At 67.0% G+C, this 233-nt stretch carries 1 pseudogene; it reads left to right on the top strand.

Going from position 1 to position 233, the window contains the following annotated elements:
- Window positions 1-233 (top strand): annotated as a pseudogene (locus tag ACQP60_RS20960) (sugar ABC transporter substrate-binding protein); the annotation flags it as partial.

The raw sequence follows: 233 nt of genomic DNA, 5'->3' as shown, positions 1-233 counted from the left end.
CGACTGGACCAACGCCGACCGCACCCAGGTCACCGTCGACACGCCGGAGTTCGCCGACGCGCTGCAGTTCGTCGCCGACCTCACTACCAAGGAGAAGGTCACGCCCAACCCGGAGCAGGCGGCGACGCTCGACACCTACCCGCGGTTCATGGAGGGTCAGATCGCGTTCTTCCCGGTGGGCCCGTGGGACGTGAGCACCTCCAACGACCTCGACTTCGACTCCGACCTGATGC

The sequence above is a fragment of the Isoptericola variabilis genome, assembly GCF_050311655.1.
GTDB classification, from domain to species: Bacteria; Actinomycetota; Actinomycetes; order Actinomycetales; family Cellulomonadaceae; genus Isoptericola; species Isoptericola variabilis.
Note: the sequence above shows the minus strand (reverse complement) of the source record. Positions and strands in the feature narration are given on the sequence as shown.